Annotated in this window: 22 protein-coding genes; 5 read left to right on the plus strand and 17 right to left on the minus strand. The window is 42.7% G+C overall.

What is annotated here, in order from left to right; all coding sequences use genetic code 11:
• Positions 1 to 35 precede the first annotated feature (35 nt).
• From ACM0OT_RS16395 to hisG, 3 genes are all read right to left on the minus strand, one after another.
• Positions 36 to 1,454 (minus strand): aldehyde dehydrogenase family protein, encoded by a 1,419-nt coding sequence (locus tag ACM0OT_RS16395; RefSeq protein WP_414565524.1) that lies wholly within the window; start codon positions 1,452 to 1,454, stop codon positions 36 to 38.
• A 114-nt stretch (positions 1,455 to 1,568) separates the two neighbouring features.
• Positions 1,569 to 2,618 (minus strand): nitrilase-related carbon-nitrogen hydrolase, encoded by a 1,050-nt coding sequence (locus tag ACM0OT_RS16400; protein WP_414565442.1) that lies wholly within the window; start codon positions 2,616 to 2,618, stop codon positions 1,569 to 1,571.
• A gap of 185 nt (positions 2,619 to 2,803) precedes the next feature.
• A complete protein-coding gene (hisG, locus tag ACM0OT_RS16405) occupies positions 2,804 to 3,451 on the minus strand; it encodes an ATP phosphoribosyltransferase (RefSeq protein WP_414565444.1) in 648 nt (215 codons plus the stop codon).
• A 61-nt stretch (positions 3,452 to 3,512) separates the two neighbouring features.
• Here hisG and rppA point away from each other — a divergent pair, with 61 nt between their 5' ends.
• A complete protein-coding gene (gene rppA, locus ACM0OT_RS16410) occupies positions 3,513 to 4,211 on the plus strand; it encodes a two-component system response regulator RppA (RefSeq protein ID WP_414565526.1) in 699 nt (232 codons plus the stop codon).
• Between the two features lie 114 nt (positions 4,212 to 4,325).
• On the opposite strand, the gene psaB is transcribed toward rppA, so the two are convergent.
• Both psaB and psaA read right to left on the minus strand, forming a co-directional pair.
• On the minus strand, positions 4,326 to 6,557 hold the full coding sequence (gene psaB / locus ACM0OT_RS16415) for a photosystem I core protein PsaB (protein WP_414565445.1): 2,232 nt from the start codon (positions 6,555 to 6,557) through the stop codon (positions 4,326 to 4,328).
• A 137-nt stretch (positions 6,558 to 6,694) separates the two neighbouring features.
• Positions 6,695 to 8,953: a photosystem I core protein PsaA gene (gene psaA / locus ACM0OT_RS16420; protein WP_414565447.1), complete on the minus strand. Its 2,259-nt coding sequence runs from the start codon at positions 8,951 to 8,953 to the stop codon at positions 6,695 to 6,697.
• A 526-nt stretch (positions 8,954 to 9,479) separates the two neighbouring features.
• On the opposite strand from psaA, the gene ACM0OT_RS16425 reads away from it, so the two are divergent.
• Entirely contained in the window at positions 9,480 to 11,030 is a 1,551-nt protein-coding gene (locus ACM0OT_RS16425; RefSeq protein ID WP_414565448.1) for a hypothetical protein, read from the plus strand.
• A gap of 93 nt (positions 11,031 to 11,123) precedes the next feature.
• Here the strand turns inward: ACM0OT_RS16425 and ACM0OT_RS16430 are convergent, their stop codons facing one another.
• The 4 genes from ACM0OT_RS16430 to purS all read right to left on the minus strand — a co-directional run bounded on the left by ACM0OT_RS16430 (position 11,124) and on the right by purS (position 14,473).
• A complete protein-coding gene (locus tag ACM0OT_RS16430) occupies positions 11,124 to 11,255 on the minus strand; it encodes a hypothetical protein (RefSeq protein WP_414565449.1) in 132 nt (43 codons plus the stop codon).
• Between the two features lie 9 nt (positions 11,256 to 11,264).
• The gene (locus tag ACM0OT_RS16435; protein WP_414565450.1) at positions 11,265 to 13,193 is read right to left on the minus strand and encodes a type I restriction enzyme HsdR N-terminal domain-containing protein; all 1,929 of its coding nucleotides are present in this window, start codon (positions 13,191 to 13,193) and stop codon (positions 11,265 to 11,267) included.
• A 199-nt stretch (positions 13,194 to 13,392) separates the two neighbouring features.
• Entirely contained in the window at positions 13,393 to 14,067 is a 675-nt protein-coding gene (gene purQ, locus ACM0OT_RS16440; protein WP_414565451.1) for a phosphoribosylformylglycinamidine synthase subunit PurQ, read from the minus strand.
• Between the two features lie 127 nt (positions 14,068 to 14,194).
• Entirely contained in the window at positions 14,195 to 14,473 is a 279-nt protein-coding gene (gene purS, locus ACM0OT_RS16445; RefSeq protein ID WP_414565453.1) for a phosphoribosylformylglycinamidine synthase subunit PurS, read from the minus strand.
• A 145-nt stretch (positions 14,474 to 14,618) separates the two neighbouring features.
• On the opposite strand from purS, the gene ACM0OT_RS16450 reads away from it, so the two are divergent.
• Entirely contained in the window at positions 14,619 to 15,026 is a 408-nt protein-coding gene (locus ACM0OT_RS16450) for a Fur family transcriptional regulator (protein WP_414565454.1), read from the plus strand.
• Positions 15,027 to 15,085: 59 nt separating this feature from the next.
• Here ACM0OT_RS16450 and ACM0OT_RS16455 read toward each other — a convergent pair whose 3' ends face one another.
• Entirely contained in the window at positions 15,086 to 16,090 is a 1,005-nt protein-coding gene (locus ACM0OT_RS16455) for an SPFH domain-containing protein (protein WP_414565456.1), read from the minus strand.
• A gap of 67 nt (positions 16,091 to 16,157) precedes the next feature.
• Positions 16,158 to 16,589, minus strand: coding sequence for an NfeD family protein (locus ACM0OT_RS16460; RefSeq protein WP_414565457.1), 432 nt, complete (start codon positions 16,587 to 16,589; stop codon positions 16,158 to 16,160).
• Positions 16,590 to 16,838: 249 nt separating this feature from the next.
• On the opposite strand from ACM0OT_RS16460, the gene ACM0OT_RS16465 reads away from it, so the two are divergent.
• Both ACM0OT_RS16465 and ACM0OT_RS16470 read left to right on the plus strand, forming a co-directional pair.
• Positions 16,839 to 18,836 carry a protein phosphatase 2C domain-containing protein gene (locus tag ACM0OT_RS16465; protein WP_414565459.1) on the plus strand — a complete coding sequence of 666 codons (1,998 nt, stop codon included), beginning with the start codon at positions 16,839 to 16,841 and terminating at the stop codon, positions 18,834 to 18,836.
• A 594-nt stretch (positions 18,837 to 19,430) separates the two neighbouring features.
• Positions 19,431 to 19,703, plus strand: coding sequence for a ferredoxin-thioredoxin reductase variable chain (locus tag ACM0OT_RS16470; RefSeq protein ID WP_414565461.1), 273 nt, complete (start codon positions 19,431 to 19,433; stop codon positions 19,701 to 19,703).
• Positions 19,704 to 19,708: 5 nt separating this feature from the next.
• Here the strand turns inward: ACM0OT_RS16470 and ACM0OT_RS16475 are convergent, their stop codons facing one another.
• From ACM0OT_RS16475 to ACM0OT_RS16500, 6 genes are all read right to left on the minus strand, one after another.
• Entirely contained in the window at positions 19,709 to 19,930 is a 222-nt protein-coding gene (locus tag ACM0OT_RS16475) for a hypothetical protein (protein ID WP_414565463.1), read from the minus strand.
• A 147-nt stretch (positions 19,931 to 20,077) separates the two neighbouring features.
• Positions 20,078 to 20,869 (minus strand): YdcF family protein, encoded by a 792-nt coding sequence (locus ACM0OT_RS16480; protein ID WP_414565465.1) that lies wholly within the window; start codon positions 20,867 to 20,869, stop codon positions 20,078 to 20,080.
• 29 nt (positions 20,870 to 20,898) lie between these two features.
• Positions 20,899 to 21,402, minus strand: a complete 504-nt coding sequence (locus tag ACM0OT_RS16485) for a hypothetical protein (protein ID WP_414565467.1) — start codon at positions 21,400 to 21,402, stop codon at positions 20,899 to 20,901.
• Positions 21,403 to 21,414: 12 nt separating this feature from the next.
• Positions 21,415 to 22,959 (minus strand): AAA family ATPase, encoded by a 1,545-nt coding sequence (locus ACM0OT_RS16490; RefSeq protein WP_414565468.1) that lies wholly within the window; start codon positions 22,957 to 22,959, stop codon positions 21,415 to 21,417.
• A 181-nt stretch (positions 22,960 to 23,140) separates the two neighbouring features.
• Entirely contained in the window at positions 23,141 to 23,440 is a 300-nt protein-coding gene (gene rplY / locus ACM0OT_RS16495; RefSeq protein ID WP_414565469.1) for a 50S ribosomal protein L25, read from the minus strand.
• A gap of 58 nt (positions 23,441 to 23,498) precedes the next feature.
• On the minus strand, positions 23,499 to 24,842 hold the full coding sequence (locus ACM0OT_RS16500) for an adenylosuccinate synthase (RefSeq protein ID WP_414565471.1): 1,344 nt from the start codon (positions 24,840 to 24,842) through the stop codon (positions 23,499 to 23,501).
• Positions 24,843 to 25,135: the final 293 nt, after the last annotated feature.

Raw genomic sequence — 25,135 nt, forward strand, 5'->3', positions numbered from 1 at the left:
CTTCAGTTTTCGGTCTTTCAAATAGTACCTGAATATTACTGATTATCAAACCACCAGGGGTCGCTATTAAAGTCAGTTTTAATCAAAAATGCTTTTTTTCGCAGGAATCGTTTGATTGATGCTGGCCCCATGCGTGAACCACCCAAACCGGAGAATTTGAAGGCATTTTTCTCTCCTTCATGCATCATAGCAGTCAGTCCAGCATCGTTAATACTAATGGCTCCCGCATCAATGTACTGAGCTACGGCTAAGGCTTCGGCTTCTGACTCGGCAAATACTGCGGCGCTGAGTCCATAGACAGAATCATTTGCTAAATATACTGCTTCTTCAACTGAGGGAAATGGCATCACTGGCATAATAGGGCCAAAAGTCTCCTCGGTCATCACTTTCATGGAATGATTGACTTGGGTGATAACTGTGGGGCGACACCACCAACCTCCGCCTAATTCTTCTACCTTACCGCCACAATGAATTAATGCGCCTTTTTCCACTGCATCTAGTAAATGGTCGTTAATAATTGCGGCTTGTCTTTCGGAAATAATGGGGCCAATTTCTCCACTATCAATTTTGGGATAAGCTAACTCTAGGCTATGGGCCTTGACTATGAGTTGATGGTAAAACTCATCAAAGATGGATTCAGCAACGTAAATGCGCTCAATGGAAAGACAAGACTGTCCGGCGTTGACGACTGAACCCCATAAAATTGCTGAGGTTGCTAATTCTATATTGGCTGATTCTAAAACGATCGCCGGGTCTTTTCCGCCTAATTCTAAAAAAGCGGGAATAAATCTTTGGGCTGCGACTGCTGCAACTTGTCTTCCTGTGGCTACACTACCTGTAAAGCAGATTAAGTCTACACATTCAATCAAAGTAGCACCAATTTCACCTGCTCCCTCGACAAAACATAAGACATCATGTAAATCTGGCGCAGCATGAAGGGCTGCTATTAATGGTGCCACGAAGCGGGGTGCAATTTCACTGGGTTTGACAACGACAGCACAACCGGCTAATAATGCCGGAATTGTATCAATTGTTGATAGTAATAAGGGAAAATTCCACGGGCTAATTACCCCTACTAATGGGTAAGGGACTGATGTTTGTTGTAAGGCAATAAATGGGATAGTTGTATTTTTGGCTGTGTCTTGCAGTATTTCTGGTGCTAACCCACACCAACGGTCAATGCTGGTTAAAAAGGAATCTATTTCTAGGACAGAAGTTGATAATCTTCCTGTATCGTTTACCAATGCTTCTGTTAATTGTTCTCTTCTGGAGATGATGGCTTGTTTCCATTGCTGTAAGGCGGAAATTCTACCTTCTAGACCTATTTTCTGCCAGCGAATTTGTGCCCGACGAGCGCGGTTACATTGGTTTACCAACAACCTGGGGGGTGGTGGGAGAATTACATAGTCAAATTTGCCAGTCCGGGGGTTGCGGACTTCTATGGTTTTAGTCATTGGTCGTTGGTCGTTGGTCATTGGTCATTGGTAAGAGCCTAATAATTAAGTATTTTTTTACATTTATCTCTCCGTAATCTCGGCGTTTCTGTGGTTAGCAGAAATCCTTAAACGTTAAATTATTCCCAATTTGGCTAGGCGTTCGATGGTGGCTTGCTGCGTTTGTGTGAAGTGTTTGCGGTCTACTTCTCCCTCCAGCATAGTATTTGCCGGGTAAAAATTTGACTGACTGTAACTCTGGGCGTATAGTTCAAAACGCTGGCGCGAAAGTAAATTATTTAACCCTGGACGACGGCGATCGCGGCGTAAGGCAGCCAAGTCAATTTCTGCAAATGCCGCCATACTCTCGCCTGTATTTGTTTGTGCTATTACCATTCCCCGATAATCAATAATTTTGGAACCACCATCAGCAGAGGCAACGGGGATGGGATTATTAACTATGCCTGCTGTATTAGCAGAGACTACGTAAGTCATATTTTCTACAGCCCGGGTAATTTTTGCTGCATCTTTAGGTGATGAGTTCTGACCATGACCATACACTTCTGATGTGGAGTGTAAAAAAATTTCTGCCCCGCGCATTGCTAAACAACGGGCGACTTCTGGATATAAAATTTCTTCTGATGCCAATGCTGCTAAATTACCAATGGCTGTCTGAGCCACCGGAAACACTCCTGCCAAACCATAACAATCAAGATATTTATCCCAGACATCGTGGGGAGTAGGGGCAAACATGGAATTGAGCCGTCGATACCGCAAGACCACTGAACCAGAAGAATCAATTACAAAGCAGGTTTGGAAGTATAAATCTGGAAAATTTGGGTCAAGTTCGTAGGCGTTACCCGCTAAAAATATTTGATGTTTTTGGGCAATTTTACCCAGTGCTTCATACTCAGCACCCGCCATTTCCCAACAAGCTTTTTCTCTCCAGAGAGCGAAAGACTCGCCTAGAGGGAACCCTGTGAGGAAGTATTCTGGGAGGACAATTAAGCGGCAATCTGGGCCAATAAAAGCAATACTAGCAGCAATTTGTTGCCCCAAGCGCTTGATAGAGTTTTGCATCAACAATCGGGCTTCTTGGCGATCGCCTGCCTGATTGACAGCGTGACAAGTCACTTGTAGTGCTAAGGCCCGAAAGGAATCTATTTTATGAGTTTTATCTATCATGCTGGATAGGAATTTTAGTGTTAAAGATATTTAATTACCCAAGCGATCGCACTACTTAGGGACTTCCAAGTAAAAAAGTATGACAAAATTCTTTGTAGAGCAGGCATCTTGCCTGGCTTATATTAAGGGCGAGCAGGATGCCCACCCTACAAGATGGGATCATTTAATTTTGGGATTTCCCTTAACTAAACCGCAGTGACAGCAGCATCTTGGCGCAGTTGTTCGACTAATTGATGCAAATTACCTGTGTTGAGACGATAACTTAAGGGATGAGCAATCAACCGTGCCGTACTTTCATATAAGGTAGTAATTTCGACTAAACCATTTTCGCGCAAAGTCCGTCCTGTGGAAACTAAATCTACGATCGCTTCCGACATGCCGGTGATGGGGCCTAATTCTACAGAACCATACAAAGGCACAATTTCTACAGGTAAATCCAGACTATGGAAATATTCACGGGCGCAATTCACATACTTAGAAGCAACCCGACCGTGAGGTGGTAAATCTAAAGGTGATTTATAAGAACTAGATGCTTTTACTGCCACTGACATCCGACAATGACCAAATTGCAAATCTACCAAATGTGCAACTTGCGGCTTTTTCTCCCGCAACACATCGTAACCAATTATTCCCAACTGTGCTTGACCGTATTCAACATATACAGGCACATCTTGACCACGCACCAATAGTCCTTTTGCTTGCCCACTAGCATCAGGAATTTGCAGTTGGCGAGTTCCAGAATCTAAAAAAGCACTGAAATCTAATCCTACAGATTTCAGCAAGCGGATACTATTTTTGAGGAGTTCCCCTTTCGGCAATGCAACAGTTAACATTTTCTTTTTGGCGGTTCATTTATATTATTGAGAATATCTCTATATGCTTACCACAAGCAGCATGAGAATTTTATTAGTTGATGATGAAGTTGAATTGACTGACCCTTTGAGTCGTGTATTAACACGCGAAGGTTACAGTGTAGACATGGCTTATGATGGTACCACTGGTAGCGAATTTGCTACTGGGGGTAGTTATGATTTACTAATTTTAGATTGGATGCTTCCAGGCAAAACAGGTTTGGAAATTTGTCAGGAGTTGCGCCGTCAAGGAAAGTCTACACCTGTATTATTTCTTACTGCTAAAGATACTTTAGATGACCGCGTGGAAGGTTTAGATGCTGGTGCGGATGATTATTTAGTGAAGCCGTTTGAATTACGGGAGTTATTGGCAAGAGTTAGGGCGTTGTTACGTCGTTCGAGTTCTCCCAGTTATGAAACTACTACAGGACGGCTGACTGTAGCTGATTTAGAACTCGATTACGAAAATCAAGTAGCTTATCGTCAAGGAAGAATTATTGAGTTATCCCAAAAGGAAAGTCAGCTGTTGCAATATTTTATGGAAAATACAGGGCAGTTGTTAACTCACGCCCAAATTCTCCAAAATTTATGGCAGCAAGATCAAGAACAACCAAACAGTAATGTGATAGCAGCGTTAATTCGTCTGTTACGGCGAAAAATTGAGGTAGGGAAAGAAACTCCTTTGATTCACACTGTGTATGGTAAGGGTTATCGTTTTGGGACTCCGGCTGTAGAGTCTTGAGCAGGGGCTACCGTGTACACACAAGCAACCCACCCTGCCTTAAGATTTACCACAAAAAATCCCCCACCTTACGGCAGGGGATTTTATTACTCATCTACAAAACTAGTAGCCGAATTAACCGAACTTACCAGCAGTGGAGGCAATCAAGAACGCCGCATAGGTGAGGACATAGCCAACGGTGAAGTGAGCTAGACCAACCAAACGACCTTGAACGATGGACATAGCAACGGGCTTATCTTTCCAGCGAACTAAGTTAGCTAGAGGAGTCCGCTCGTGTGCCCAAACAAGGGTTTCAATCAACTCTTGCCAGTATCCTCTCCAAGAGATGAGGAACATGAAACCAGTTGCCCAAACTAGGTGTCCAAATAGGAACATCCAAGCCCAAACAGACAGGTTATTAACACCGTAAGGGTTGTAACCGTTAATTAACTGAGCAGAGTTAGCCCAGAGGTAATCACGGAACCAGCCCATGAGGTAAGTAGAGTTTTCGTTGAACTGAGCAACGTTACCTTGCCAAATACCTAGATGTTTCCAGTGCCAGTAGAAGGTGACCCAACCAATGGTGTTTAACATCCAGAACATAGCTAGGTAGAATGCGTCCCAAGCGGAGATGTCGCAAGTACCGCCACGGCCTGGACCGTCGCAAGGGAAGGCATAGCCGAAGTCCTTTTTATCGGGCATCAGCTTAGAACCACGAGCATCCAAAGCACCTTTAACAAGTACTAAGGTGGTGGTGTGAATAGCCAAAGCGAATGCGTGGTGTACCAGGAAGTCGCCAGGGCCAATTGTTAAGAACAGGGAGTTGGTGCCAGAGTTGATGGCATCTAACCAGCCACCTAACCAAACGTTGCCGTAGTTAGGATAAGCTGTGTAGGCAATGCTGTCGGGGTTAGACAACAAGGTATCTAAGCCGTACAGTACTTTACCGTGAGCAGCTTGAATGAATTGTGCGAACACAGGTTCAATCAAGATTTGCTTTTCAGGAGTACCGAAAGCAACTACTACGTCGTTGTGTACATACAAACCGAGGGTGTGGAAGCCCAAGAATAGCGATACCCAACTGAGGTGAGAGATAATCGCTTCTTTGTGCTGTAGCACACGGTCAAGTACGTTGCCTTTGTTTTGTTCGGGGTCGTAGTCACGTACCCAGAAGATGGCGGCGTGGGCAAAAGCACCAACCATCAAGAAGCCAGCAATATACTGGTGGTGGGTGTACAGCGCTGCCTGAGTTGTGTAGTCCTTAGCAATGAATGCGTAAGGAGGCAGGGAGTACATGTGCTGCGCTACCAACGATGTGATAGTTCCCAGTGCCGCTAAAGCTAGAGACAATTGGAAGTGCAGCGAGTTGTTAATGGTGTCGTAAAGACCTTGGTGAGGCAGGTTGAATTGACCTTCACTCTTGCTACCAGGTACTAAACCGGATTTGGAGTTCAGCATTTCTTTAATGCTGTGACCAATGCCGAAGTTAGTCCGGTACATGTGACCAGCAACAATGAATAGTACTGCGATCGCCAAGTGGTGGTGAGCCATGTCGGTCAGCCACAAAGATTCTGTCTGAGGATGGAATCCACCTAAGAATGTCAGAATCGCTGTACCTGAACCTTGGGATGTACCAAAAAGATGGCTGGCAGTGTCAGGGTTCTGAGCGTAAACGCCCCAGTTACCTGTGAAGAAGGGTGTCAAACCTGCTGGGTGGGGCAATGTGGTTAAGAAGTTATCCCAACCAACGTGCTGTCCGCGAGATTCGGGGATAGCAACGTGAATCAAGTGTCCAGCCCAAGCCAAGGAACTGACACCGAACAAACCTGCCAAGTGGTGGTTCAGGCGGGGTTCAGCACTCTTAAACCAAGAGAGGCTAGGACGGAACTTGGGTTGCAAGTGCAACCAACCAGCAAATAAGAATAATGCTGCCAACAACAGGAGGAACACAGAACCGGTGTACAGTTCACTGTTCGTCCGCATCCCGATGGTATACCACCAGTGATAAACACCAGAGTAAGCAATGTTTACCGGATTGCTAGCACCCGCTTGGGTAAATGCTTCGATAGCAGGTTTACCAAAGTGGGGGTCCCAAATCGCATGGGCGATTGGGCGGACATGAAGGGGATCTTTAATCCACTGTTCAAAGTTACCTTGCCAGGCCACGTGGAACAGGAGGCTGGACGCCCACAAGAAAATGATTGCCAAGTGACCGAAGTGAGTGGCGAAAATCTTTTGGTAAAGATTTTCTTCCGTCATGCCATCGTGGCTTTCAAAGTCGTTGCCTGTGGCGATCGCATACCATATCCGACGAGTAGTCGGGTCCTGTGCGAGATCCTGGCTAAATTTTGGAAATTTTGTTGCCATAGGTTTGATAAATCCTCTGACCTTTAGCCATCAGGTGTCAGCTTTGCGGGGAGTTAGGAGTTAAAAGTTTTGTCTGTCAGATTTCTTTGTAAATCAACATTCATCACTCTTAACCCTTAACTCAAAAAACTGAATTGCTACCCTACTGAAAGGATGTGTGCATGGAAGAATGCCCAGGTTGTAGCAATTCCTCCTAGGAGGTAGTGAGCTACACCTACAGCTCGTCCCTGAATGATGCTCAGAGCGCGAGGCTGAATTGCTGGAGCTACTTTCAGTTTATTATGTGCCCAAACAATGGACTCAATTAGTTCTTGCCAGTAGCCGCGACCACTGAACAGGAACATTAAACTGAATGCCCAGACAAAGTGAGCGCCTAAGAATAGTAGACCATAGGCAGATAATGCACTGCCGTAGGAGTTGATTACTTGTGAAGCTTGCGCCCACAAGAAGTCACGCAACCAGCCGTTAATGGTGATGGCACTTTGGGCAAAGTTACCACCAGTAATGTGAGACACATTACCCGCTGCATCTACTGTTCCCCAGACATCTGATTGCATCTTCCAACTAAAGTGGAAAATCACAATCGATATGGAGTTGTACATCCAGAATAATCCGAGGAACACGTGGTCCCAACCAGATACTTGACATGTACCGCCACGACCTGGCCCGTCGCAAGGGAAGCGGAAGCCTAAGTTCGCTTTGTCTGGAATCAGACGAGAACTACGGGCAAACAACACACCCTTGAGCAGAATCAAGACTGTAACGTGAATGGTGAAGGCGTGGATATGGTGGATTAAGAAATCTGCTGTACCCAAAGCAATGGGCATCATTGCCACTTTGCCGCCTACAGCCAAGATACCGCCGCCAAAAGCATAACTAACTGGTTCTAAGGCATTAGGAGCAGTACCACCAGGTGCCAAAGTATGGATATTTTGTACCCACTGAGCAAATACTGGCTGCAACTGAATTGCCGTGTCGGAGAACATGTCTTGGGGTCTTCCCAAGGCACGCATTGTGTCGTTGTGGATGTACAGTCCAAAGCTGTGGAAGCCTAGGAAAATACACACCCAGTTCAGGTGAGAGATGATAGCATCCCGGTGACGAATCACCCGATCCAGTACGTTGTTTTGGTTAACCACGGGATCGTAATCACGCACCATGAAAATGGCAGCGTGAGCAGCACCACCGACAATCAAGAAGCCACCGATCCACATGTGGTGGGTGAATATACACAATTGCGTTGCGTAGTCCGTTGCCAAGTACGGATACGGGGGCATTGCGTACATGTGGTGAGCAATGATGATGGTTAGTGAACCCAAGAAAGCAAGGTTAGTTGCCAACTGAGCGTGCCACGATGTGGTCATGTTTTCGTACAGACCTTTGTGACCTTCACCAGTGAAAGGACCCTTATGGTTTTCCAGGATCTCTTTAATGCTGTGACCGATACCCCAGTTGGTACGGTACATGTGACCAGCAACGATGAACAGGACTGCGATCGCCAAGTGGTGATGAGCAATATCACCCATCCACAAGCCGCCTGTTACTGGGTTTAAACCGCCCTTGAAGGTCAGGAAGTCAGCGTACTGACCCCAATTCAAGGTGAAGAATGGTGTTAACCCATTAGCAAAGCTGGGATACAGCTCGATCAACAAGTCTTTGTTCAGGATGAACTCATGGGGCAAGGGTATGTCTTTAGCAGCAATACCTGCATCCAAAAGCTTATTTGTTGGTGCCGACACGTGAATTAAGTGTCCAGCCCATCCCAAGGAACCACAACCTAGCAATACAGCCAAGTGGTGATTCAGCATGGACTCCACATTCTGGAACCATTCCAGTTTGGGAGCGCGCTTGTGGTAATGGAACCAACCAGCAAACAAGAACAAGCCTGCTAATACCAAGCCGCCAATGGCCGTTACGTAAAGCTGGAATGAGCTGGTAATACCCCAGCCACGCCATACTTGGAACAAGCCTGAGGTGATTTGAATACCGTGGAATCCTCCACCGACATCACCATTTAAAATGTCTTGTCCAACGATGGGCCAAACGACTTGAGCACTAGGACTCACATTTAAGGGGTCGTTTAACCAGGCTTCGTAATTCGAGAACTTAGCGCCGTGGAAGATCATTCCGCTTAACCAAATCGTCACTACGGCAAGGTGCCCAAAGTGCGCGGCAAAGATTTTGCGGGAAATGTCTTCTAAATCGCTTGTATGTGTATCAAAATCATGGGCGAGTGCATGAAGGTTCCAAATCCATGTGGTGGTTTTGGGCCCTCTGGCTAAGGTTCTGTCGAAGTGTCCTGGCTTTGCCCATCTTTCAAATGAGGTAGGAACCGGGTCTTTATCGACTATTACTCTTGCCTTTTTCTCCTCTCGCTCCGGAGGACTAATCGTCATTCGACCTCCTCTCTTGATAAGGAATGAGGAATCATGAATACCACAAAGTTAACCTTGGTCGCAAACTACAGAAATTTCCTGAAGCAGTGATGAGACTCTATGTGGAAGTTTGTTTCTGTTGAATTATAGGGTCAAGACCAGTACATTGTTAGACACATTTTAACAATAATTCAAATTCGCTGAAATAATTGCCTTATATGCTTTTTAACTTCAAACATCTTGGCCAAAAGTCAAGAGTTTCTTCATTTAATTTACAAAGGATAACAATTCGTAAAAATTATAGATTGAACTAAATTCATCTATCGCTCTTATTTTTGCTACCCTGTGTTCCAGCAAATTTTTTCTATGTTTTCTTTGCTACTGAAAAAGTTATCAAAAATATTACTTATTTTGAAGTGACCAGAGAAAGTAAAAAAATGTTGTGAGGTGTGAATATCGATTTCACCTTTTAGGCTATGGTGTGCGATGCACACTTTAAGCCAAAATAATCTGTCAGTTGCTGACGACTATTACTAGGGTGAAAGGCATGAACTCATGGCAGAAAGCAGTTTTATACAAGCTCCTCTCTAGGAGATTTACTATTTTTAAATGGCTCATCACCTTTGTACTGGTCTTGAGTTTAACCAGTTGCGTCGAAAAAGCTGGTAGTCAGGAAGCGTCTGTTAGCTATGGAGAAAAACCTCCCCAAACTTCTCAAATTTCTCAGCAATTTTCCGAAGTTTCTCCACCAGCAGTTATTCAAGATTTACGCCAAACCTTGGAAGTTTATCGGCCACAGGTCACAATAGTTACCCCCCAACCTGATGAAGTTCTCCCAGAGAACACAGTTTCAGTCAAGTTTCAGGTAAAAGATCTACCTATATTTAAAAATGCCCAATGGGATTTGGGGCCTCATCTCCACGTAATTCTAGATAACCAACCTTACATAGCGGTTTATGACCTGAATCAGCCTCTAGTTTTACCAGACTTATCTCCAGGTACCCATACTCTGCGCGTTTTTGCTTCTCGTCCGTGGCACGAAAGCTTCAAAAATGAAGGTGCTTACGCCCAGACAACATTTCACGTTTTTACGAAGACTGACGATAACAACCCCGATGCTGCACTCCCAGTGCTAACCTACAGCCGTCCTAAAGGCGACTATGGGGCAGAACCAATTCTATTAGATTTTTACTTAACTAATGCCCCTCTGCACCTGGCATCTGAGTCAGACCCCAATAATCCTATTAATGATTGGCGCATTCGTTGCACAATTAATGGTGAAAGCTTCATTTTGGATCGCTGGCAAGCAGTTTACCTCAAGGGCTTCCAACCTGGGCAAAACTGGGTAAAGCTAGAATTTCTGGATAATCAGGGAAATCCTGTAAAAAATGCCTTCAACACTACAGCCAGACTAATTAATTACCAGCCCAAGGGTAAAGATACACTTTCCAGAATTGTCAGAGGGGATGTGAAAGCTGACGAGGTGCGTAGCATTGTAGATCCAAATTACACTGCAAAGAAATCAATTACTGAACCGACGCCCACCCCTACTAAAATTCCTACTGTTGAAACAATACCCAAACCAATACCTTTACCACTTCCGGAAACTACTGAGATTCCAGAGATACCCCCAACTGAGTTAAAACAACCAGAAGTAAAACCCACACCTAGCGTCTCGCCGACATTACCTGAAATAATTGAGTCGCCAACACCAGAACCACAACCAGAAACTACACCCCAAGCTACCGAAGAACCAGAAACAGTAGTACCTGAGATAAAAAAAACCAGATTTGGTAAATTTTTCCAGCGTCGTTCACGTCCGACAGTTGAACCAACACCTAGCGTCTCGCCAACAGTACCTGAAATAATTGAGTCGCCAACACCAGAACCACAACCAGAAATTACACCTGCGCCTCAAGTAGAAATATCTCCAGAACCACAGCCAGAAATACCTGAAAAGGAGGTTACTGAATCACCAACATCGAGATTCAGTAAATACTTCCAGCGTCGTCCGAGTCCAACTTCTACGCCTGCGCCTAATGTATCTCCAACACCAGAGATACCAGAAAATCCCATAGTGGAACCTCAGGAGGAATAGAAACACTTCCAGAAAACCCTTATCTACAAGTAAAAAGCCCACCTTGTGTGGGCTAAAATTTTTGTTTTAATTACCTGTAAATATTGTTGCAGATTATTTTTTAGGCATAGAAATAATGTCATCGTTAAATAAATGCATCCATTCTTGGTTACAGACATTTTCTGTTTGCGGTTTTGGTTGAGTGGGATCACCTTTAATCCAATGTTTGACTACGATGATGTTCATAATTGAAAATCAAAAATTACGACCATACACATAACGCATTTCAAATCTGCTTTCTTCCCAAAGAGGTAGTAAAGCTTGTTTTGTAGCATTTAATTGTGATTGAGAAAAACGAATTTTTCCATGTTCGATAATCCAGATAAATATCCGCGTCATTAAATCTGCTTTCCAACTATTCTCATGTGTGGAATTATTGATTCTAGCTACTTGTCGAGATAAAGAATGCATAGCCTCTTTGAAAGTTAGATGTTCCCCATCTATTAAATCACTAGCAATATCATCTTTATTATTGACCCATTCTATTTTCCGCAAATTACCTGTAATATAATCTATACCTATGATTGCTGAATCAGTGTTAAGTACCAAGTCTGTAAATGATTGATAATATTTTTGCAATATTACAGCAGGAATATTTTCAACATAAATATTTAGCCAAGACTGAATATCTCGTAGATAAGGAATTAATTCTTTAATCTCATTAATTTTGGATATTGAAGTAATATGAACTGGGTCATTACCTATATTTTTACTTAATTCAAATTCCCATAATTGACATTTTTGTGAATAATAATCAATAACGTAAGGAATATATTTTTCTAATAACCACTGTTGAGTATATTTAGCTGTCCAAGTCCCTTGGGGCCCAATGTCTTGCTGCCATGAAGTTATTTTACCTCTTTCTAAAGATTGTAAATGCACTTCATTAATTTCATACACAATATTAATTTTTTCTACTTTTGAGCAATGATTGTCAATCTTTGGCAATATAAACGCATGGTCACGAATACCTCGACTGATTCTAATTGATGTTGCTTCTTGATGAAAAATATGCCATTCAGATTTACCTTGAGCATAATTAAATTCTTGAGCAAATTTTCGCATTAATTCCCAGATTTTTGTATCTACAGAGAAAAGCTGAAACCCTCGAATACCTGCAATATCTATTAATGGAAACTCCCAGGTTTCTAAAATGTTTTCCAATCCGATAACTAATTTTTTATAATCTTGGCAAATGGCATCAATACATAAACATAAATCTGCTGTTTCTATGGCAGATAAAATCACTGTTGTTTGTCCTAAGTACACCTCAAAAGTATGATTATCTAATTGGTGTAAAAAACGACGACAGCCCCAACGTGCTTGAGTATGTAATCCTGTCATTAATTGGCTTAAAATATCTTGATGATTTAAATTAATTTTTAGACCTCTTAAAGTTAAATTGCTAAACTGTATTTGACAATTACCTTCAGAAAAAGCTTTTGGTAAATTACATTCAACTAAAACTTTAGGTCTGACAATAATCAGGCGATCGCCTTCTCGAATCTTGGTAGGCTCAAAGTCAGATTTTGATATAATTTCTTGTAAATTTGAATGCTGTTCTAGAGATTTTTCAATGGCAAAATATTTAATATATGAAAAATTTTGATTTTTATCAATGCTTTTAATATACTCAAAATGTAGTTGGTTATAAAACTTAGAGGCTAAATTAATGTTAATCAATAAATCTGTATTAATATCAAAAATAATTTCTTCTTGGCGGTAATTCAGACATTTAAATACATTAATCTCATATCCATTGGTAACTATAAAAAACAACAACTTGAGATGATTACTATAAAATTTACCTTGGGCAATAGCATCTGCAAAGTTAGTAATATTTGGCTCTAAGCAGATAACAATAAACAAGGAGGTTTCTGCATTTTGATGAACCATATCATCAGTAGAAAAATAAATATGAAATGGCTTGAGATTTTTTGCTTGATGTTCATAGTTATGGGTTTTTAGAGGATATTTACTTTGTCTAAATATTTCTGAATAGCCGAGATATTGAAACATCGGTAAAACTAATTTTCTTTCTACATCGGTTTCGTTTTGCAAAGTCCGACTATCAAAGGTTTGTATCCATTGAATAAACTGCTTAATTGTATTAGGAATAAACATTAGGCAATCTACCTGCTTGTATTAATGAAATTTTTAAACCGCCAAGGCGCGAAGTACGCCCAGGAAATGAAAAATTTTGAAGTATTCAATTTTGACAAAAATGCTTAAATAATTCTATTCGCAGCTATACAAAAAATTAAAGGGCACAGCATTGCTGTACCCCTACTTTGTTGACTATGAAAGGCGCGGGCGTAAAACTCTACGCTAACGCGGCTATTTCCTCTAGTAAGCCCTGAAATATCCTCAACCCATCACTACATCCCAATGAGGCATCTGATGCCCTTTCTGGGTGAGGCATCATGCCTAAAACGTTGCCTTGACGATTGCAAATGCCGGCAATGTTATTTAGTGAACCGTTGGGATTTTCTCCTGCATAACGGAAAACTACTTGCCCATTATCTTCAATCGCTGATAAGGTTGCTTGATCGGCATAAAATCGCCCTTCACCGTGGGCAATAGGTAGGGTGATAATTTCCCCAGTGGTGTAGGTTTGCGTCCAATTGGTATTAGTTCGCTCAATTTTCAGGGGAACGCGATCGCAGATAAAATGCAAATCTTGATTCCTCGTTAATACTCCAGGTAACAGCCCCGCTTCAGTTAATACCTGAAAACCGTTGCAAATACCGAGAACGAATTTACCTTGTTGGGCATGGGTAATCACCTGCTGCATCACAGGCGAGAACCGGGCGATCGCACCACAGCGCAAATAGTCACCGTAACTAAAGCCACCAGGAACGATGACGACATCCAAGTCACTAATATCGGTTTCTTGATGCCAAACCATGCGAGTTGGTTGTCCCAGCAAGTCTCTGGTGACATAAGCCACATCACGATCGCAATTAGAACCCGGAAAAACCAAAACCCCAAATTTCATCTGTTTAATTGTTTAGTCAATAGGGACTGGGGCTGGGGACTGGTGACTAGGGATTGGGGACTGGTGACTGGAAAAATTTTTCCCAATACCCAATACCCAATCCCCCATACTCAATCCCCAATACCCGTTAAATGACTCCCGTCTGTGTTTCCACCTCTATCAAATCAAAGCGATAATTTTCAATCACTGGATTTGCTAGCATTTGGTCACAGATATTTTCCATATCTTGACGCGCTTTTTTCTCTTCGGTCGAAGTGATGGTTAGTTCAATGTACTTACCAATCCGCACCTGTTCCACGTTGTCGTAGCCCAGTTGCTGAAGACCGGATTGTACAGCCACACCAGCAGGGTCTAAGACTGAAGGACGAAGCGTCACGAAAATTTTAGCTAGATACTTCCTTTGCACAGGCTTTTTGCTGAATGCTGCGATCGCTATACTATAACTTTCTGCCCCAACTGAGTGAAAATAAGATTACGGAGCAGTTACAGTTAATTAATTAGTTAGCCAGTATAACAGCTTCTATTACAGTGGCGAATTTCCATAATTGTCTATGAGAGCCATCCGCACCCGCAGTCAAGAACGTATTTTGAACCTCCTAAAAACTATCAAACAAGGTATTTCTGCCCAGGATATTTACGTAGAATTACGTAATCGTAATCAAAGCATGGGTTTAGCAACCGTTTACCGTTCCTTGGAATCTTTAAAACTAGAAGGTATGGTGCAGGTACGGACTTTGGCTAACGGCGAAGCCCTCTATAACCTGGCCCAACAAGATAAACACCACCTTACTTGTTTGCAATGTGGTGTCTCAATTCCTATTCATCAATGCCCCGTCCATAACCTAGAAGACGAACTAGAGTCCAGCCACAAGTTTAAAATTTTTTACCACACCCTGGAATTTTTTGGTTTGTGTAGTCAATGCCAGATGAGTCAAGCTACTGGCATTGCTACTGATTAATAAATCTGATGATTCAAAAGGGTTTTATTCAGAAATTCTCACTTCTAATTCCTGATTTCTCAGTTGGGACGATTATTGTTTACACCTGGCATTTCACTGGCAAATAAGGGGTTAGCAGAGGCGTCGGCAACAATGGAACGCATCCCCTCTAAAGTGGCAGGAATACTGCGGGGGTCCATAAACATTACCTTGCTGCTGTCGCTGCTACCAATCTTCATACCCATTTCTAAATAATTTTGGGCAAGTAAAAACTGTAATGCTTCTTGTGCCTTGGGTTCTGTATTCAGGGTTTTGGTGATAATTTGCAGTGCTTCTGCTGTTGCTTGGGCCTTGAGAACTTGCTGTTGGCGTTCAGCTTGGGCTTGCAAGACAATGGATTTTTGTTGAGCTTCTGCGTGGAGAATTGTGGATTTTTGCCGAGCTTCCGCATCCAAAACTTGCGCTTCTGCTTTACCTCTAGCAGTATTCACAGCAGATTCGCGTTCACCTTCAGAAGTGAGAATGGCTGCCCTTCTGCGCCGTTCTGCCGACATTTGTAATTCCATTGATTCCCTGACGGTTTGAGATGGGCTAATATCACGCAGTTCTACCCGCGTAACTTTCACCCCCCAAGGATCAGTAGCTTCATCTAAATCACGCAGTAAAGTTTCACTAATTTGAGCGCGGGCGGTAAAGGTTTTATCTAACTCCAACTTACCCATTTCCCCACGAATTTGAGTTAGCACCAAGTTAGTCATGGCCGCTTGGAGATTTTCCACCTTGTACCAGGCTTTTTCCATATCCAAGATGCGCCAGTAAACCACTGCGTCTACTTCAATACCCACGTTATCCCCAGTAATACATTTTTGGGGAGGAATATCTAAGACTTTTTCCCGGATGGTTTGTTGGTAGACGATTTTATCCAAAAAGGGAATGACAAAATTTAGCCCTGGTTCCAGTTTTTTGTTGTAGCTACCCAATCTTTCTACCAAAGCTTCATTACCTTGATTGACGACTCTGACAGATCCTGCAACCGCAGAACCACCAAGGGCCAAAAAGACTAGCAAAAAGAAATTTTCTAGCATTATTTATTCTCCTAATTTCTGAGTCGTCAGCATCTACTGTCAGGTTTTTGCTTAGTACTCAGCACATTTATCGCAATAGGTATTCTGGCATCACAATCAAGGTGTTGCCTTCTCTGCGGACTACATACACTTTTTGATGGGGTGCTAAGGTGAGCTTTTCGTCTTCACATTGTGCCCGCCAAGAATTTCCCTCGTATAGCACCCGTCCTAATTGTCCGGCGGGGATTTCTGTTAAAGTTTCGGCTAAAACCGCATTCTGAATTTTTGATTGGCGTCGTCGCGGTTGCAAATACCGTCGGGAAAGCACAATCAGGGCTGTGGAAAGCAGTAACCAAACCACAACTTGCAGCCATAAACTCGTCAAACCCACAAAAGATAGTAGCGCCACTATTAAGGCACTAATCCCCATCATGAATTCCACAAAAGCCGATGGTAAGAACAATTCCATTAAACATAGAACTGCTCCACCTAGAAGCCAGATTAATGTATAACTTGGCATATAACTTGGCATAGCGCCATCCTAGACACTACATTTACGTAGATGCATTTCTCAGATAAATACACCCTGATACAAACTGTTTACAGAAATCCAGGTTTGGTATTTGTACCATTAATCAATGTTTAATTAATTTCAGTAACAACTTGTAGTCAGGCGTACACAAATCCAGTCTATTCTAGCGTTCAAGTCTTTGACACTTAAATTTAACCGAAATTCACGAGTTAATTTATTCTTGAAATTTATACTTACATGATTTCTACTTCCCAGATAATTTATTGTATAAATCCAGACTGTAGTGATCCCATTAATTTTGTGAGCGATCACTTTTGTGCAAATTGCCAAACACCCTTAGTTCATCGCTATCTCTGGGCTATTGGCTCATGGACAGCAGAAGTATCACCAGGAACTAAAGTAAAAAACAGATATGAGGTAATTACGCAACAAATTTGGTTGGATACTCAACCTGGACTACCGCCAGAGGTTCCTGAAGAGTTACCAAAAATAGTGATTCCTTACCTCAAGTTATGTCAAGAACGCTTACACCTACCCGCACCCTATGGATTTGTTGATTCCCCAACCAAAGATGCTGAAAATATCCTATTGCTGGAAAATGTGCCCGTAGATGAAACAGGACAAATTTACCCAAGCATTGCTGAAGCCTGGGAGCAAGTAACGTCCGTCAGACAAGTTTACTGGCTATGGCAAATTCTCCAACTGTGGACTCACTTATTAGAATTAGGAGTTGCCCAAAGTTTGCTGATACCAGAAAATTTGCGTGTCCAAGGTTGGTGTGTCCGATTGTTGGAACTGCACCAAACAGCACCCGACCAAAAATTGAGTTTACAGGACTTAGCTCAAACTTGGCAGCCTTGGATAGCATCTGTAAATACCCCAGTAGCCCTAGAGTTAGAACGTATCATTCAACAAATGTGTAGCACTGAGGTAGAGTTAGAAATTATTACGACTCAACTCAATACTTTATTGCTAGCATCAGCGGCAGAATTGCCCTTAAGTCTGAAGGTGGTAGGAGCAACGGATATTGGCCCGGAACTGAGACAAAATGAAGATAATTGCTATCCTATTGCTTCTACTGATCCAGATGAGCCAATACTTCCCCGTTTATCGATTGTTTGTGATGGTATTGGTGGACATCAAGGCGGTGAGGTGGCCAGCCAATTGGCTGTACAGTCCTTGAAATTACAAGTTCGTGCCTTGTTAACTGAGGTAGCAGAACAAAATGAACCCGTATCACCAAAGTTATTACAAGAACAAATAGAAGCCAGCTTACGGGTAGTGAATAATGTGATTTGCTCCCGCAATGATGAACAGAAACGCCAAGGCCGAGAACGCATGGCCACAACCCTCGTGATGGCGGTGCAAGTGCCACAACGAGTGAAAACAATTTCTGGATGGCATTCAGACAATGCTCATGAACTGTATTTAGCAAATATCGGTGATAGTCGTGCCTATTGGATAACTCACAACTACTGCCAGTTATTAACAGTAGATGATGTTGTCGCCACAAGAGAAGTTCGCTTTGCTCGCAGTTTGTATCATCCAGCCCTTGAGAGAATGGATGCAACTGCCCTTACCCAAGCCTTAGGCACAAAAGACGCCGAATCTCTACATTTTGTATTGAAGCGTTTCATTTTAGAAGAAGATGGCATATTACTGCTGTGTTCTGATGGCTTAAGTGACAATAATTGGGTAGAAAACTCCTGGCGAGATTATGCAGTTCCCGTTTTAACAGGACAGCTAGCCGTTGAAGATGCTATCAGCAATTGGATTAATCTAGCCAACGAGAAAAATGGTCATGATAATACTTCTGTGGTGATGACTGTTTGTCGAGTATCACGACAATATCTAGTCCCAGTTAGTCAATCGCAGTCGTCAGGAGAAATTATCAAAGTCCCAGAACCAGAAGCACCAGAAAAAACAGAACAATTAGTCAGACTAGAGCAAGAATCACCACCAATAGAAGCAGCCTTTTCTCTAGCAGACAGTTCTCAAGCATTACTAGATTTAGATTTGACACCAGAACCAATCCCCGCAACTCCAGTAACCCCAGTCAAACCAACAAAAAAACGTCAGCCTCTGCTACTGGTTGGGGGATTATTAGCTTTATTGGTAGGGGGTACAAGTTTAGGATTATTAGCTTGGTGGCAACTTAATCCTCTAGAATTTCAACAAATGTGCAGACAACTTCCCCAAGGAGTGCAAACACTTTGTCCCAAACCTAGAGAATGAGGGAGGTGGGAACTGGTTATTCGCTTTAGTAAGCAGGGGGAAAATAAATCTGATATTCGTATTGGATACAGGAATGGACGATTTCTATCGTCATCTCGGTGGTAAAATGATTTTTAGCGGTAAAGCGCATAATAAGGTGTTTCTTTGCCAGTGAAAGCTGGATTTCTTCACTCAAGATAGCTGGTTAATTCCCTCTGAGACGTACCGACGGACAAAGCCTACCCAGTTAAGTAAGAAAAGATAATTTTTTCGGTTGTAGAACACCAGATGACGGAAAACCCATCCACCGTACTGGCTAAATGATCTACATTGCGGTCTGGCAGTCCGTGAATGCTTGTGGAGGGCTAGACTACGACCTAGAAGTCGGAAAACTCAAGTCCCCTGTGAAGCAAGAATCCCCCGGCTTTTTGTCAAAATGAGCCTAGCGAAGTTTTTGCAGCCGTGGGAGTGTCAAGGATGACAATTTAAGCCTGCGTGGGCAGGCTTTGTTTGTGTAGCAGTTACAGAGGTGTGAAACACAGCTTTTGCCTGAATGGGAGGTTACAAATTACTGTTATCAACAGTCTATTTTTTAAGAAAGCAGTTCAGTAAGGAATGCCTGTAGAGATGCTTGTGGAACAGCAAAAGCTAGGTGTAAATGTTGTTATGAAAGTTGGCGATCGCGTCCGTGTTAAAGAGTCGGTAGTAGTCTATCATCATCCTGAGCATCGAGGCCAGGCTTGTGACATCAAAGGTACAGAAGGTGAAGTCATCGGGATAGCTACTGAATGGCAAGGTAGGCCTGTCAGTGCTAACCTGCCGATTTTAGTCAAGTTTAGTAAAAAATTTAAAGCTCATTTACGTGAAAATGAATTAGAAATCATCTAACTCACTCACGAGCGGCGAAACCACTGCAAAATATTCAGTTCGCCGCGCATTTTTTTCAAGTCTTGTCGGTGCTGTTCAGCAGTTGCGTAATACCATTGACGATGACGCTGCAACTCTGAGCGTGTATGCACTTCCTGGTAGAACTGGTAGGTTATTTGGTAATTAGTAAAGCCTTCCTGTACTTCAGATTGAGGGGCTGGAATAATATAAGGTAAATTTTTAGACATAAGTATAGGGCTAGTACCGCTGCGCGGAAGTCAAAATTCAAAATTCAAAAAGCTTTTATTTTTAACCTTGAGAAAAGGTATCCATAATTTACGCCTTTCTTTACTAGAGTCCAGAAAATACATATATTTTCCAATATAGCAATCTTATTAGAGCCAACCGCGCAAGCGATAGACAAAATTCCCAATGTATTCTTTAAGGGCGCTAGTAAATTGGTGAAGATTATTGGTATCAGGTAACAAATTGAGGATAGCCGCTTTGGGTGTGCTAGTAATTTCTTGCATTTCACCTTGACTGACTAGAAAATCAGTAGGTGCAGCAATAGCATTAATACCTTGGCGTTGGAAAATTTTCAGCGATCGCGGCATATGCATTGCCGATGTGACTAATAATACTTGGCTAATGTTACGATCCTCTAAAATTTTCTTGACATTTGTAGCGTTTTGATATGTATTCAGAGATTCTGGTTCTTGGATAATAACGTCAGACGGAATACCAATAGAAGTGAGAACATCAGCCATATCCGCCGATTCTGGGGAACCACCGCCACGCCAATCAATGCGTCCCCCACTCAAAATAATCAGAGGCGCTTTGTTTTGGCGATATAGTTGAGCCGCATAAATCACGCGATCGCCTGCTTCACTTAAATCAACTGTTGGTCTAGGAGGATAAGCTGATTTAGTCGCCCCACCCAACACTACAATGGCTTCAGCAGTAGGCATAGGGTCAGGTGGAAGATGTTGCCATTCGAGCGATCGCACCAAAGATTTAGATACCCAAGCATTACCACACAAGAATAATAAACCCAAAGCCAGAGAGATAGCGATCGCCGCTACACGTGGTCTTTTCCATAAAGTAATTAATGCCACTATCAAACTCACACTAGCTAATCCTAGTGGATAAAAAAATAGTGGCAGCAGCTTAGAAAGGTATAAAAACATATTCAAGAAGTTCCCCAGTCCCCAATCCCTTACCTTTCCCAAAACCTAAAATTGACACTACCAGAGGGACGACGATAACGCCGAGTAGTTCTTCTTTTCTGCTGTCTGGTGATTCTATCTCTGGAGTTTTCATCTGTGACTACTTCTAAAGTTTCAACTGGTAACTGAGTTCTCGCTACCTCATTGCTTCCCCACCAAGCGGTAATCCAGCCACCGCCAATAGCCGCTATTCCTCCCAGCAAGATACTCATAGGTGGAGAATATCCCAAAAATACAAAGCCTAAGAGAAAAAATAACCAGTATTTAAGTCCAGCATCAATGCCATCAGAAGAAGCTACAGTTGTCGGCTGGGGACTATGTTTACTGGCATTGGTAAACCAACCTAAGATGAACCCAGCAATAATTCCCAGGAAGATGCTCAGGGCTAATGTAAACCCTGCCATCGATAGGATGAAGATGAGGAATCCACCAAAAATCAGTTGAGACAGGAATGCAGGTGATATGGGGGGTAAACCGTTATTTTTTTGTGCCATAAGATAAAAACACTATTGGCGAATTACTTGATCTAATTGTGCTGGTTGTGGTTTAGTTGTATCCCAAATTTGCACGTAGGGTTTTTCAGATGGGGTGAATGGTTCGGCTTGCTGGAGTTGTGATGTTAATAAATCTACTGTGGCATCAGCAATATCACCACTACGATTGACAAGACGTTCTTGTACCACTTCTAAAGGTGCTGTGCAGTAAATAATTTGTAGAGGGATTCGGTGGGTTTTGGCTTGAGCGATCGCTTCTTGTCGCAATTGTTCTTTGTCATATTTGGCATCCAAAATTACATTAAAACCTTGATTAGCCAGTATAATTCCCAAATTCAGCAACCGCGCATAAGTTTTTTGGGTCATCTCAGGTGTATATAAATTATCCCCACCGCGTTCCCGCAGAGAAACTCCTCCCAAATGTTTCCGCACTGCATCTGAGCGAATCTGAATTGCACCCAATTGACGGGCTAAATATTTTGCTGTTGTGGACTTACCAGAACCCGACAAACCAGACATCAAGAAAAGTTTTCCTTGTTGGGGTTTAGTGTACTCCCAAGACTGCTTGTAATAGTCGGCTGCTGTTTTTGTCGCTTCTTCTTTGGCCGCTGCTGGTACGTTGGGGTCATCTAACAAAAATGAAGTCACCTTAGCGCGGACATAGGCTTGGCGGCTTAAATACAAAGGTAGTACCTGTAAGCCTTCCCAATCCCCAGTTTCCTCGACATAGGCATTTAAAAACGCATTACCTAAGTCTTGGCGTTGTCGTGCTTCTAAATCCATGACTGTAAACGCCACGTCATACATGACATCGACAAAGCGAAACGGCTCGTTAAATTCAATACAGTCAAACAGGGTAATCTTATCTTGCCACAGGGCAATATTTCTTAAATGTAAATCACCGTGACATTCACGAATATAGTTATTTTGAATTCTGCTGGTAAATAATTCTGGACGTTCTATAAAAAACTTATCTGTATATTGCTTTGTTTCCTTAAACTGTGGTTTTGTTTGGGGGCCACCTATGTATTTTTCAGTTTGCTGGTAGTTCTCATCAAATGCCGCCCGCACTTGCAGGATTTCTCCAAAACTTCGAATATAATCATTAATTGCAGCCTGGGCATGGTATTGAGCCACTACACGACCCAATTCTTCCATGTGGTCTTCAGTTAATTTACCTTGCTCAAATAATGTGGTAAACAAAAATTCTTGGGGAAATTGACGCATTTTTAAGGCATATTCCACCGCCTTTCCTGTTCCGCCCAGATGATATTGCTCATCATTTACTGTCACAGGTAGCACTTCTAAATAAAGTTCAGCTGCACTGCGTTGATTTAAACGCAACTCTTCGTGACAAAAGTGCTGGCGTTTTTCTAAAGTGGAAAAATCCAGAAAGCCAAAATTTACGGGTTTTTTCAGCTTATAAGCATAATCTCCCGTCAGTAGCACATAAGAAACATGAGTTTGAATAAGTTGAATTGGTTCTGTTACTGGATGGGGGTAAAATCCAGGTTGCAACATCTGCTGAATTAAAGCTGGAAGATTGACTTCTGTCATAAAAATTTGGGGATCAGGCTTTTTTCGATGTTTCTTAATTACGAATTAGTATCATCCCATGCTTTCAAGCTGTATGACTAGCAGGCTGATAGCTTAACAAAAAACCAGGGTTTAACCCCTGGTTTAATCAGCAATTATTACAAACTTTGAAGTAGTAATAAAGACACAATATATTTCTGCGTTAGCCTTCAGCGGAGGCAAAAAAGCTGATATGGTATGTTGTCCCCTTGGCTGGATGACTTTGGACTTCTCGCAGTACTGTTGTACCACTCCATTCAAGCTCAGGAATATTCAGTTCAATTTTTGTTTTGTTAACAGTAGCTTGTTTGAGCAAGCGCTCAACGGTTTTCGCTTCCACTACCAAAGAAATTGATTCGGTACCTTTGTGACCGTACAAATTTGCAGGGATCAGGCCAGAACGGCGTAAAGCATTTGGTTTGCTACCTTCTGGGCGCTTTTGAGATTCGACTGTAATAGCCATACAAGTTGTTAGTTATCAGTTATGAGTTGTGGTTTGTCAGTTGTCGTTTAATGACCAACTAAGCACTTAGTAGAGAGGCGGGTGTCCCGTCAGGGTGCAATAAAGCACGTTTTGGCCCGTGAATTGGGTCTTCTACGATGATAGTTTGATCGCGGCTAGCTCCTAAAGATACGATCGCAATGGGAACTTCCATTAATTCTGCTAAGAATTTCAGGTAGTCTAGTGCTTGCGGTGGTAAGTCTTCTAGGGTACGACACTCACTTGTTGACACCTGCCATCCTGGTAAGGTTTTGTAGATGGGGCGACATTGAGCAAAGGTTCGTGAACTAGTGGGGAAGTGTTCGCAGCGATCGCCATCTATTTCGTAAGCAACACAAACTTTGATTTCCTCTAATGTGTCAAGGACATCTAGTTTAGTAATTGCCATACAATCCATACCGTTTATTCGTACAGCATAACGTCCGATGACAGCATCAAACCAGCCGCAGCGCCGTTTGCGTCCTGTAGTTGTGCCAAATTCCGCGCCGCGATCGCACAGTAGTTCTCCTACTTCTCCATCCAATTCGGTGGGAAAAGGCCCTTCCCCCACTCGCGTAGTATACGCTTTTGACACTCCAATTACCCGATCAATCATCGTCGGGCCTACCCCTGTACCAACGCAAGCCCCACCAGCTACGGGGTTAGAAGAGGTAACATAAGGATAAGTACCATGATCTAGGTCGAGGAGCGTACCTTGTGCCCCTTCAAACAAAATATTGCGCCGTCGCTGAATTGAATCATATATTTTTAATGATGTATCAACCACGTAAGGCCGCAAGCGATCGGCGTACCCTATATACTCTTGAATTACCTCTTGAGGATCTAGGGGCGGTAAATTGTAAATTTTTTCTAAAATAACGTTTTTATAATTAATCGTCCATTCCAACTGTTCGCGCAGTGCTTCCAGGTTCATCAAGTCTAAAACCCTGATGCCTGTACGCTCTGACTTATCAGCATAAGTCGGGCCGATACCCCGTCCGGTGGTGCCGATTTTATAATTTCCTCGTCGCTCCTCTGATGCCTGGTCAATCAATCGATGATAGGGCATCGTTACATGGGCTGTCTCAGATATCAACAGCTTGGCAGTAGAAATTTTTAATTCTTCTAGTTGATCGAGTTCTTTAATCAAGACCTGCGGATCAATGACTGTTCCACAACCGATAATACACTCGGTATTCGGATACAAAATACCGGAGGGAATCAAGTGTAGTTTAAAGGTTTGACCCTTTACTACAATAGTGTGTCCAGCATTGACACCACCTTGATAACGGACAACGACATCTGCGGAGCGGCTAAGTAAATCTGTTATTTTACCTTTTCCTTCATCGCCCCACTGGGCACCTATGACAATAACGTTAGCCAAGAGTTTATATTATGAGGTAAAGTTTCCACAAATTACAATTATCAACACGTTTCGAGAATTTTGTCAAGCAATTTGGTAATAATTGATATCTATAAGGGATGATGGCAAATTATAGGGATGCGATGGGCGTACAGCCTGCGGCATCCGGAGGCTCTAGCCATGCCCTACGGGTTTATCGCCTCTGCTCTGGAATTGCGCTCCGCCTACAATTGTTGATTCCTCAGACAAAATAGCTGATCAATATTTAGGAAAATCAGGCAATATTCAATTATAAGTCAAATGCATTGCTGACA

It is taken from the genome of Anabaena sp. CCY 9613 (assembly GCF_963920895.1).
Lineage (GTDB): Bacteria > Cyanobacteriota > Cyanobacteriia > Cyanobacteriales > Nostocaceae > Cyanocohniella.

Excerpts from the sequence above, each read along its gene's own strand:
- ACM0OT_RS16395 (WP_414565524.1), bottom strand. The coding sequence starts at position 1,454 with ATGACTAAAACCATAGAAGTCCGCAACCCCCGGACTGGCAAATTTGAC.
- ACM0OT_RS16400 (WP_414565442.1), bottom strand. The coding sequence starts at position 2,618 with ATGATAGATAAAACTCATAAAATAGATTCCTTTCGGGCCTTAGCACTA.
- hisG (WP_414565444.1), bottom strand. The coding sequence starts at position 3,451 with ATGTTAACTGTTGCATTGCCGAAAGGGGAACTCCTCAAAAATAGTATC.
- rppA (WP_414565526.1), top strand. The coding sequence starts at position 3,513 with ATGAGAATTTTATTAGTTGATGATGAAGTTGAATTGACTGACCCTTTG.
- psaB (WP_414565445.1), bottom strand. The coding sequence starts at position 6,557 with ATGGCAACAAAATTTCCAAAATTTAGCCAGGATCTCGCACAGGACCCG.
- psaA (WP_414565447.1), bottom strand. The coding sequence starts at position 8,953 with ATGACGATTAGTCCTCCGGAGCGAGAGGAGAAAAAGGCAAGAGTAATA.
- ACM0OT_RS16425 (WP_414565448.1), top strand. The coding sequence starts at position 9,480 with ATGAACTCATGGCAGAAAGCAGTTTTATACAAGCTCCTCTCTAGGAGA.
- ACM0OT_RS16430 (WP_414565449.1), bottom strand. The coding sequence starts at position 11,255 with ATGAACATCATCGTAGTCAAACATTGGATTAAAGGTGATCCCACTCAA.
- ACM0OT_RS16435 (WP_414565450.1), bottom strand. The coding sequence starts at position 13,193 with ATGTTTATTCCTAATACAATTAAGCAGTTTATTCAATGGATACAAACC.
- purQ (WP_414565451.1), bottom strand. The coding sequence starts at position 14,067 with ATGAAATTTGGGGTTTTGGTTTTTCCGGGTTCTAATTGCGATCGTGAT.
- ACM0OT_RS16450 (WP_414565454.1), top strand. The coding sequence starts at position 14,619 with ATGAGAGCCATCCGCACCCGCAGTCAAGAACGTATTTTGAACCTCCTA.
- ACM0OT_RS16455 (WP_414565456.1), bottom strand. The coding sequence starts at position 16,090 with ATGCTAGAAAATTTCTTTTTGCTAGTCTTTTTGGCCCTTGGTGGTTCT.
- ACM0OT_RS16460 (WP_414565457.1), bottom strand. The coding sequence starts at position 16,589 with ATGCCAAGTTATACATTAATCTGGCTTCTAGGTGGAGCAGTTCTATGT.
- ACM0OT_RS16465 (WP_414565459.1), top strand. The coding sequence starts at position 16,839 with ATGATTTCTACTTCCCAGATAATTTATTGTATAAATCCAGACTGTAGT.
- ACM0OT_RS16470 (WP_414565461.1), top strand. The coding sequence starts at position 19,431 with ATGCCTGTAGAGATGCTTGTGGAACAGCAAAAGCTAGGTGTAAATGTT.
- ACM0OT_RS16475 (WP_414565463.1), bottom strand. The coding sequence starts at position 19,930 with ATGTCTAAAAATTTACCTTATATTATTCCAGCCCCTCAATCTGAAGTA.
- ACM0OT_RS16480 (WP_414565465.1), bottom strand. The coding sequence starts at position 20,869 with ATGTTTTTATACCTTTCTAAGCTGCTGCCACTATTTTTTTATCCACTA.
- ACM0OT_RS16485 (WP_414565467.1), bottom strand. The coding sequence starts at position 21,402 with ATGGCACAAAAAAATAACGGTTTACCCCCCATATCACCTGCATTCCTG.
- ACM0OT_RS16490 (WP_414565468.1), bottom strand. The coding sequence starts at position 22,959 with ATGACAGAAGTCAATCTTCCAGCTTTAATTCAGCAGATGTTGCAACCT.
- rplY (WP_414565469.1), bottom strand. The coding sequence starts at position 23,440 with ATGGCTATTACAGTCGAATCTCAAAAGCGCCCAGAAGGTAGCAAACCA.